We start from the raw sequence: 9,479 nt of genomic DNA on the forward strand, positions 1-9,479 counted from the left end.
ACCATGGCGTAACTTCGAAGCCGTCGAGTTCGCTACGCTCGAATGGGTCGACTGGTTCAATAATCGCCGGCTGCTGGAGCCCATAGGCAACATCCCGCCGGCCGAAGCCGAGGAACGCTACTACGCCATGCTGGATGAACCAGCCATGGCCGCGTGACTCAAATGAAACGGCCTCCAGAAAACCCGGCGCGATTCAGTCCCTCTTCAGGATACTCATCAGCTCTGTTCCTCGATCGCACCGCCCGTACCACGCGATCAATGCCGAAACTTCGCAACAATTCCTTAAACTATATTTTACGAAAGCTTCGCGAATGCCGATCGCGAATAATGGTACCTTCACCGCAAAGTGTGAGATCAGACACGGATAAAGAGCTGACGCCGATTCACACTCAAACCGCCGCACGGCACGAAACATGGAGTCGGCAGCAATGGCAAGAAGAGTACTCATCCTCCTAGAAGGCCATAGCCGCATGGGCCTTCAATACGTCCAAGCAGCCCAACGCCTTGGTCTTCATCCAATTGCTCTGTCGGCCGATCCAGCTCAATACGACTATCTTGCGGCGGAACGCATTGAGGCAATCCCTGTCGATACGGACAATCTCGATTCGCTGATCCGCGAATGTTCCCGACTATGTGCAACCTATGACATTGCTGGCATTATCGGCTTTTCGCGCGCCGATGAGTCGGCCTGTGTGACGGCTGGCAAGCTCTGCAGGCATTTCGCTTTACCGGGACCGAACCCCGAATCCATTGAACGATGCTGCGACAAATTCACTCAACGTCAGCTCCTTGCGCAGGCCGGCATTCCAATACCTGCTTATCGCCTTGCAGCGAATGCGACAGAAGCAGAAAGCTATGCTGCGGTGATCGGATTGCCGGTGGTTCTTAAGCCAGCCGTAGGCAGCGGCAGCGTCGGTGTCCGATTGTGCCGCAACGTTGATGAGTTGGCCGAACATACGGCCTATTTGTTAGGGAAGCACATTTGGCCGTCTGCGCCGAGGATACTCGTCGAAGAGTTCGTACAAGGCCCCTACTATTGCGCTGAGCTAATGGGAAATGAGGTCATTGGAATTTTCGCCGGTGAATGCGACCGGCCGCATTTCGTCTTTCGTGAATTTACCTTTCCGGCTCTGCTCAGCGATGACGATCATGGGCGTATCACTGATGTTTCGCTGCGCTGTCTGCGAGCTCTAGGTCTTGGCTGGGGACCAACCTGCATTGAATTCCGGTGGACGAAGCGTGGCCCAGTCGTCATTGAAGTCAATCCGCGCCTTGGTGGCACGCCCGGCCCTGAGTTGATTCAGCTGGCTTACGGACTCGATCTCATCACCGAGAACGTCAAGCTTGCCATTGGTGAAGAATGGGATTTACGCAGAAAGCATTCGCACACCGCTGCCGCGCGGCTCCTGGTTCCTGATCGCAATGGCATCCTCGACTGGATCGGCGACGAAAGTCAGGCGGCTGCCGTACCAGGTGTTGCCGAAGTCAAATTCTATGTTGAATCCAAGACGCCGATCGTCGGGAAAGGTGATTCCCGAGACTTTATCGGACATGTCATCGCCGCTTCACCCAGCTTTGCTCAGACCGAAGCGACAATTCAGCGGGCCGTCGAGTCGGTCAATTGGACGATCACTCCATTTCCGACGCTTGGCGAACAGGAATAGCTTGGCCCACATATTCTGTCTCCGCACCAGCGCGTGTGAGTATGGCCGTATTCTTGCTCGGGCGATCGAGCCGATCATCATCACAGGAGAACGAGCCGTGGCAGGTTAGGGGGAATCATTTGTCGAAATCGATATTGCAACCCTGAAGAACGCTGTTGCGCCCGTGGAAGCGCGTCGGAACGAGGAGTTCTCTTTTTCGGAAGGTCGACGCATAGGCCATCGGCGTGCCCCGGATCGTCGAGTGGATCGCCAGCCGCTTTTAAGGCCTCTTGAGATTTAGGATACCACTTAGGGCTTTATTGTGATTCAAGTCCAATTTCGCCGCCGACCTTCGGTGATGATGCACCGAACGCAATCCAGCGTTGGCGTGGCGCTGAAACGCCCTTGCTGAGCGAGATAACCTGCCCGTAACCGACCTGCTGACGAACACGGCCGTACCAAGCATTCGCCTGCGGTCGCAAATGCCTTTGGCCACCGCGCTCATCCGGACATCCGCAGACCATGCCGCAATGGATTATTGTCGCGTGGACCAGTCTATCTTAGTTGAGTAATTCTCACGTGAACCCAGGCCATCCTACCGACAGCCGGAACGACTATCTCCGAGTCAAGGGGCGCGATGTCCTAGGCGACCGGGCGGACCTGCTGCGCAGTATGTCGAGTCGGGCTCTGACATGCTCAAGCACTTGGTCGAACACGGCGGAACCCATCTCTTGCCAGTCAGTTCCCCATGCGACAGCGGCAGATTGCGCGACTGCATCGGACCTCGCGGCGATGCATTTCAAACCGCGCGGCCTTGTGCGGCTCACCCGCCGCATTTTGATGCAAGTTCTCTCTCCCCGCGGATATCATTCCTAGATGCAATCAATCAGGCGACAGGCGAATCCCTCGATCCTGGTATCAACAAGACCAACAAGCGCGGATTAATCGCGCCAGTAAAAAGGGAACTGAACATGACAATCTCTCGACGCGAAATCCTCAAGGCTGGTTTGGCCGCAGGAACGGCTTTATCGATCCCTTCAGGGCTGCGGGCGCAGACAGTGTCGGCCGGCGCGCGGACAGTGCACATGGTAAAGGGCGACCTACGCATCTTCGATCCGATCTGGACGGCAACGAACATTACCGCCGACTACGGCGCGGCGATTTACGACACGCTGTTCGCGTTCGACTCGAAATTCATGCCGCAGCCGCAAATGGTCGGGAAATTTGACGTCTCCGACGACAAGAATATCTATATGTTCGAGCTGCGGGACGGCCTGGTGTGGCACGACGGTACCCCGGTCACCGCGGCAGACTGTGTCGCCTCGATTCGTTGCTGGGGCCAGGTGGCCCCCGGCGGACAGCTGATCATGGCGCTCGCCAGCGACATCTCGAAGAAGGATGACACGACTTTCACGATCTCGCTCAAGGAGCCATTGGGACTTCTGGTCTCCTGGCGGACCTTACGCCGCCGTGCCTGTTCGTTATGCGCGAGAAAGACGCGAACCGCCCTGCGACTGAGCAGGTTACTGCGACGATTGGATCGGGGCCGTTTAAGTTCAATGAAGCTCTTGCCAAGCCACGCGGAAGCTACACCTTTGATCGCAATGAAAAATAGGTACCGCGCAAGGAGCCGTCCGACGGATTGGCTGGCGGGAAGATCATCAACGTCGATCGCGTCATCTGGGATGTTATCGCCGACCAGCGGACGGCGTTGGCAGCCTTGCAATCGGGTCGATCGATTACTTCGAGACGCCGCCGGCAGACCTTTACACCTTGGTCGAGAGCGATCCCAACCTTGAACTTCAGGTTCTGGACAAGGCGGGCTGGGACGCGCTCGTGCGGATGAATTTCCTGCAGCCACCATTCGACAACCTCAAGGCGCGCCAGGCCGTGCTTCGCCTGATTGATCAAGAGGCGTTCATGCGCGTCATGGCTCCTGACCTAAAATATTCCACTACCCTGATCTCCATCTTTGGAAACACTACGCCGGCTTCCAACGACGAAAATACAGGATGGTTCAAAAAGGGCGGCGACCCGGAAAAGGCTAGGCAGCTGCTCAAGGAAGCCGGATACGCCGGCGAGAAGGTCGTTATTCTCGATCCAACGGACTGGCACGAAGGAGACAATGCCTCGCAGCTATTGGCGGCGGCGCTACAGAAGATTGGGGTCAACGCTGATCTCGCGCCGATGGATTGGGGCGCACTCTCCACGCGCCGGGCAAACAAAGGCCCTGTTGAGGGCGGCGGCTGGAACATGTTCATTACGACGGAAATGGATTACTCCCCCTCTCACTGATCCCCTCCTAACCGCGAATGGCGACCAAGCTTCTCGCCGATCGCTCGCCGAAAGACCCTCACGGGTCTCATCGACGTGCCCGCGATCGTCCCGATGTGGAACATGGAGAAGCCTGAGAGCTGGCGGTCTACATCCTTCGCAGGTCGGGATCTTCATCTTCCTGCGTCGCAGGTTGGCGCCAAGCCATCCGGCGGCGATCATCGCCGGGCAAGTCGGCCACGGCGGAGAGTCGTATTCACCAGATCGCCGGAGTAAAGTTGTGGCAGGGAGCGCCAGAATCAGAGGCGCCATTCGCCCGCACTGATCAATGGATGACGCTGAACGAAAATCGTCATATCCGTGCCGATACCGTAATCGATCAAGGTACCTGAAGTCGGTAGGAAGCACATTCTGGAGTCACGGTTGTTGATTGCATCCACGACCAGACGACCGATACCAGTATGTTGACACCGTTTCCGTGAGAACGACCCCGCCGATCAGATAGGCGAAGCTTATGCGATGACCGTCAGGATCGGGACGCCGGCATTCTTCAAAGCATGGTGAAAGGATGGCATCGGATGAAGCACCTATGCCCGGCGGCCGGTGTATAGTCTCCGAACAGAACCTCGAGCATAACCAAGGGGCTCTAGATGTGAACATAATTCCGAAAAGTGTGAAGCGGTTCTGAGATCATGCTCTACTTCTTTGATTTGGAGACAGATTCAGATTCGGGTCGATTCGACCTGAAATCATTCGGCTGTAGTTGCCTTCCGCCGAGATGTGGTTCGGGAGCGACAATCTTGGTCGGGACGTGTTTGCACGAACGATTTTCGGCGACCGGTCGGATTGCTGGCAGCGACGTGCGCGGCTCTGGTGGGATTCTAATCGGTGTTGTCGCTGGCTACAATCGCGGCTTTTGTCATGGCCTGATCTCGATCTCGACGATCCTGCTGCCGCCGCACGTTCCCGGCACCAGACTCCTGGTCACGTCAAAAACGCTCGCCAATTCCTTATAGCAATTCTTTGCCAAGGCAAACGTTGGCTCAGAAAGATGCGACGAACCCCCGAAACGGTCCGCAGGCATCATCGGCGAATTCCTCGATCGCCATCATATCAACCGAATGCACCGAGCAGGCTCACGTGGTACATCAGGCTGTAGATCAGGTCCCGAAGTGCCTCAGGGATTTCAAATTGAACCGTTTTATGGGCCCTGCTTTTCAGCCTCCAGCGCATTTTGGCGCAAACCTGTCCCCTGCGCAGGTCATCTTTCCTGGAAAGAGAATAGGCACTTTGAGAGACGGCCTCTCTGAACACAAAGGCGATGGAACATGCTGCAATTTGCCAAGATGGATGGGCGACGATCAAAATTGCGCTCGGACCCCTGCCCGTGAAACTATTTGGAGAACGTGTGGATTCCGCTTTCCGGCGGAACCCCCTGGCTGCGAAGGTCTGGCTCCCGGAGGACGCGGCATCGAACCCGGTTCCGTCAATTGTCGACTACATTCCCGTATACGTGATAGCGCGGTTTCGAGGGACAAGGGGATGCTCCTTATTTCGCGTCGCATAGCTATCCGAATTGAAGGCGCGCCTGTGCGAACCTCGGAAGTTCGATCGAGCTTCAAACACAATAAATCATTATGAAGAGGTAATGCGATGCCGACGCAGATCCGTGTCACTGACCCGAAGCGCCTCGAAGCCCTCAAATGGCGCTGTATCGGTCCAGCTAGAGGCGGCCGTGTTGTGGCGGTTGCGGGCGACTACGACGACCCGATGGCCTTTTATTTCGGCGCCTGCGCGGGTGGGGTATGGAAGACAATCGACGGCGGCGTGTATTGGCGGTGCGTGTCCGACGGTTTCTTCACGAGCGCCAGCGTCGGCGCACTCGCAGTTGCCCGCTGCGACTCGAACGTCATTTATGCCGGCACGGGCGAGTCGACGATCCGAGGCGACGTCTCTTACGGCGACGGCGTCTACGGGTCGACCGACGCCGGTCGCAGTTGGACTCATCTGGGACTGAAAGAGACGCGCCATATCGGCAAGATCTGCATTCATCCGCAGGCCCCCGACATCGTCTATGTCGCGGCGCTTGGCGATGCGTTCGGACCTAACGAAGAACGGGGCGTGTTCCGCTCCAAGGACGGCGGCAAGACCTGGCAGAAGGTCCTTTACCGCAATCCCGACGCTGGCGCCGTCGACATTTCGATGGATCCCAACAATCCACGCATCCTCTTCGCCACAATTTGGCAGACGCGGCGGAGCTTCTGGAACCTCAGTAGCGGCGGGCCGGGCAGCGGGATGTTCCGGTCTCTGGACGGCGGGGACACCTGGGAGGAACTGTCCGGGCGGAACGGACTACCGGGCGGGGTGCTCGGCAAGATCGGCGTTTGTGTCTCGGAGGCGCAGCGCGGGCGCGTCTACGCCCTCCTTGAGGCGGGAGGAGACAAGATCGGGCTTTATCGCACCGACGATTACGGCGACTGCTGGATCCAAATCTCGCAGAACCGTGATCTGATGCACCGTCCCTTCTACTACACCCATGTCTTCGCCGATCCCGGACATGCCGATACGGTTTACGTGACCAATTTACAGATGTGGAAGTCGACCGATGGCGGGGAGAGCTTCATGGAGGTGAATACGCCCCACGACGACAACCATGATCTCTGGATCGACCCGGTCAATCCCAAGCGGATGATCGAAGGCAACGACGGCGGCGCCTGCGTCACCTTCAACGGCGGCAGGACCTGGTCATCGATCTACAATCAGAACACAGCACAGTTCTATCGCATCGATGTCGACGACCAATATCCCTATCGGGTCTACGCCACCCAGCAGGACAACACCGCAATCTCGGTTCCGAACGCCTCGGAATGGGGTGTTGTCACGCTGGGCGACTGCACCTATCCAGGCACCGGCGAGAGCGGCTTCATCGCCGTGGATCCCAAGGATTCCGACATCGTCTATTGCGGCGCGATCGGCTCAAGCCCGGCGGACTGTGGCGCTCTGCAACGCTACGACCACCGCAGCCGACAAATTAGCCTTGTCAGTGTCTGGCCGGAAAAAACGAGTGGTATGGCGTCGAAGAATATGCGCTACCGCTTTGGCTGGACCTTCCCAATCACCTTTTCGCCGCATGATCAAAAGACACTCTACATTGGCGGGAACCACGTCTTCCGCAGCCGCGACGAGGGATCGAGCTGGACAGTGATCTCGCCCGATGTAAGCCTTAACGACCCGGCTCGACAGGACCACTCGGGTGGCGTCCTGACTCACGACGATTCCGGCGCAGAAGTGCACGCCACGTGCGCCTCGGTCGTGGAATCCCGGCACCGCAAGGGTGAGATCTGGGCGTCTACCGACGACGGCCTCGTCCATATGACCCGGAACGACGGGGCCCTGTGGAGCAACGTCACGCCGAAAGCCATGCCCGAACTCTCTTATGTTGGCTGCCTCGAAATCTCGCCGCACGACGCCGACACCATTTATGTAGCAGCCACGCGCTATAAGCTTGCCGATTACCAGCCCTATCTTTTCCGCACAAAGGACGGCGGCAAAAGCTGGGAGTCAATCGTCGGCGATTTCCCGAAAGGCGAGATCACGCGTGTGGTGCGCGCCGACCCGGTGCGGCCAGGACTGCTCTTCGCCGGGACCGAAACCGGCGTCTTCTTCACTTTCGACGACGGCGCGCACTGGTCGCGCATGGCCGGCGGCCTGCCCGTGGTCCCGGTCTACGATCTCAAGATCAAGGGCCGCGACCTCGTCGCCGGCACCCATGGCCGATCCTTCTGGATTCTGGATGACGTGACGCCCTTGCGCGAACTGGCCCCGGATCAGGCAAATGTGAAGCTGGTGAGCCCACGCCCGACGGTTCGGGCCAAGCTCAACTATTGCGTCGAGGCGAGCTACGCGAAGGCAGGGATTAACTACGGCCCCGGTTGGGGCATCGGCGCTGCCACGGAGGTCGTGGAGTTGGAGGGCGAACGGACCGATCGCCGCTATGTCGACTGCGGCGAGAATCCGCCGAATGGGGCGATCGTCTACTACTGGCTGCCGGATGATGCAGAGGGGCCGGTCAAGCTTACCTTCCGAGACGCAACAGACAAGCCAATCGTTGCGTTCTCGAGCGACGACACGGACGTACCCTCCCATAAAAAGCCAGGCACGAATGCCGGGCTTCATCGCTTCATCTGGGACCTCAGGCGTCCAGGACCAGCCAAGCTTGAGCGGTCGCTGGTGATCCAGAAATACAAGCCTCTCGCCCCGGAACGAGAGGGCCCCAGCGGCCCCGCGGTAGTTCCTGGCAGCTATAAAGTTGAGCTGCAGGTCAACGGAAAGAGTCAGACGGTCGACTTCACCGTCGTGAAGGATCCCCGCGTTGGCACAACCGACAAGGATTTCGCCGAACAATTCGAGCTCTTGCAAAGACTAGTCGGCAAGCTCTCGGCACTCAATCAAGCGGTCAATCATATCCGGTTCCTAAAGCGGCGGCTCGCGGATGTGCAGAAGCGGCTCGACGACAGCGACATATCGCTTGGCGAGCGCGTGCAATCCTTGGTCGGGCGGCTCGAGGCGATCGAGGAATTGCTGATCGACAGCAAGCGGGAGTCGTCGCGCGATCTAGAACGCAATCCGCCCGGGCTGGACGATAAGCTGATCGACCTCATCAACGTGGTGGCCATCGCCGACGCAGCGCCGACGTCACAAGCTCGGCAGGTCTCCGATGAGATTATGTCGAAAGTTGACGGCGAGATCAAAGCGCTGGATGCGATCGTGAAGGACTGTGTCGCCGGACTTAATGTCGCGCTCAAGAATGCCGGCGTCGAGCTGCTTGGCACCGGCAAGGCCTAGGCGCTGAGGAAACACACATGGCTCAGTAAGCATTCGTTCCAGAAAGGAGATAGACATGGATTTCATCGAGCGGACCTTCGGCGTGAGCCCGGATGGGGGTGACGGTACAACCGAGATGCTCTACATCGCGGTTGCGCTTGTCGTAGGAGCGATGGTGGTCGCCCGGTGGTGGCTGCAGCGTGCTGCGGCGCGCCGCCGCTAGTCTTGTCTTTTCTTCTTGGATTGAGATCATGGCCGGCGGTGCCTGCAACGATCGGGCCGCGCCCAGCTTGGCGTCGGCCCCACCACAGGGCGGGGTGAGATCTTCGCCATGGTCGGGAAACGGCAAGACGACGCTGGGCCGCGTCATCACCAAACTTGCTCCGCCAACAGGCGGCAGGTTGCTGTTCGATGGCCACGACATGAACCTCGGGGCGCGGCTTTCCTCGGCCCCGCGTCCCTACCGGCATAACGTACAGATGATTTTGCAGGACGCTTACCTGAGCCTCAATCCGGAACACACCGTGATCGATATCGTGGCGGAGCTGCTGCGGTCAATACGGCTGGTTGCTCTGATCTGAGCCGGGAAACTCCACCTTCCGGCGCTCCAGAGAATCGTATCGGAGCAGAACGGCCGAGGCTCTAATACCAACGGTCATTTTGATTGACCGACGTGTGCCCAGTCCCGCATCCCGATGGAGTTTATTGTCTCAGGTTGCGTGAGGAGTTTTCGCCAAG

The 9,479-nt window shown here is 58.3% G+C and carries 7 protein-coding genes and 3 pseudogenes; 8 read left to right on the forward strand and 2 right to left on the reverse strand.

Features of this window, described 5'->3' with window-relative positions; translation table 11 throughout:
* The 4 genes and pseudogenes from C8D77_RS36865 to C8D77_RS39025 form a co-directional block, all read left to right on the forward strand.
* A pseudogene (locus tag C8D77_RS36865) lies at positions 1-157 on the forward strand (IS3 family transposase); the annotation flags it as partial.
* Positions 158-428: 271 nt separating this feature from the next.
* Positions 429-1,664 carry an ATP-grasp domain-containing protein gene (locus C8D77_RS36870; RefSeq protein ID WP_109672863.1) on the forward strand — a complete coding sequence of 412 codons (1,236 nt, stop codon included), beginning with the start codon at positions 429-431 and terminating at the stop codon, positions 1,662-1,664.
* A 671-nt stretch (positions 1,665-2,335) separates the two neighbouring features.
* Positions 2,336-3,442, forward strand: a complete 1,107-nt coding sequence (locus C8D77_RS39020; protein WP_342770070.1) for an ABC transporter substrate-binding protein — start codon at positions 2,336-2,338, stop codon at positions 3,440-3,442.
* Positions 3,417-3,938 (forward strand): ABC transporter substrate-binding protein, encoded by a 522-nt coding sequence (locus C8D77_RS39025; RefSeq protein WP_342770071.1) that lies wholly within the window; start codon positions 3,417-3,419, stop codon positions 3,936-3,938. Before C8D77_RS39020 ends, C8D77_RS39025 begins: the two co-directional genes overlap by 26 nt.
* Before the next feature lie 278 nt (positions 3,939-4,216).
* On the opposite strand, the pseudogene C8D77_RS39215 reads toward C8D77_RS39025, so the two are convergent.
* Positions 4,217-4,483, reverse strand: a pseudogene (locus tag C8D77_RS39215) (ABC transporter permease subunit); the annotation flags it as partial.
* Between the two features lie 200 nt (positions 4,484-4,683).
* Between C8D77_RS39215 and C8D77_RS39030 the strand changes: the two are divergent.
* Positions 4,684-4,870 (forward strand): annotated as a pseudogene (locus C8D77_RS39030) (ABC transporter permease); the annotation flags it as partial.
* Between the two features lie 160 nt (positions 4,871-5,030).
* Here C8D77_RS39030 and C8D77_RS36890 read toward each other — a convergent pair.
* The gene (locus tag C8D77_RS36890) at positions 5,031-5,282 is read right to left on the reverse strand and encodes a hypothetical protein (RefSeq protein ID WP_146211879.1); all 252 of its coding nucleotides are present in this window, start codon (positions 5,280-5,282) and stop codon (positions 5,031-5,033) included.
* 288 nt (positions 5,283-5,570) lie between these two features.
* Between C8D77_RS36890 and C8D77_RS36895 the strand changes: the two genes are divergently transcribed.
* The 3 genes from C8D77_RS36895 to C8D77_RS36900 are packed head-to-tail and all read left to right on the forward strand — an operon-like array spanning position 5,571 to position 9,322.
* The gene (locus tag C8D77_RS36895) at positions 5,571-8,762 is read left to right on the forward strand and encodes a WD40/YVTN/BNR-like repeat-containing protein (RefSeq protein ID WP_109672861.1); all 3,192 of its coding nucleotides are present in this window, start codon (positions 5,571-5,573) and stop codon (positions 8,760-8,762) included.
* A gap of 55 nt (positions 8,763-8,817) precedes the next feature.
* Positions 8,818-8,964 carry a hypothetical protein gene (locus tag C8D77_RS37975; RefSeq protein WP_170136930.1) on the forward strand — a complete coding sequence of 49 codons (147 nt, stop codon included), beginning with the start codon at positions 8,818-8,820 and terminating at the stop codon, positions 8,962-8,964.
* A gap of 28 nt (positions 8,965-8,992) precedes the next feature.
* Positions 8,993-9,322 (forward strand): ATP-binding cassette domain-containing protein, encoded by a 330-nt coding sequence (locus tag C8D77_RS36900; RefSeq protein WP_245951996.1) that lies wholly within the window; start codon positions 8,993-8,995, stop codon positions 9,320-9,322.
* The last annotated feature ends 157 nt before the right edge of the window (positions 9,323-9,479 follow it).

Source organism: Mesorhizobium loti (assembly GCF_003148495.1).
Taxonomy (GTDB): Bacteria; Pseudomonadota; Alphaproteobacteria; order Rhizobiales; family Rhizobiaceae; genus Mesorhizobium; species Mesorhizobium loti.

Bases quoted from the DNA above. Each gene is read 5' to 3' on its own strand.
- C8D77_RS36870 (WP_109672863.1), top strand. From the start codon at position 429: ATGGCAAGAAGAGTACTCATCCTCCTAGAAGGCCATAGCCGCATGGGC.
- C8D77_RS37975 (WP_170136930.1), top strand. From the start codon at position 8,818: ATGGATTTCATCGAGCGGACCTTCGGCGTGAGCCCGGATGGGGGTGAC.
- C8D77_RS36900 (WP_245951996.1), top strand. From the start codon at position 8,993: ATGGCCGGCGGTGCCTGCAACGATCGGGCCGCGCCCAGCTTGGCGTCG.
- C8D77_RS36895 (WP_109672861.1), top strand. From the start codon at position 5,571: ATGCCGACGCAGATCCGTGTCACTGACCCGAAGCGCCTCGAAGCCCTC.
- C8D77_RS39020 (WP_342770070.1), top strand. From the start codon at position 2,336: ATGCTCAAGCACTTGGTCGAACACGGCGGAACCCATCTCTTGCCAGTC.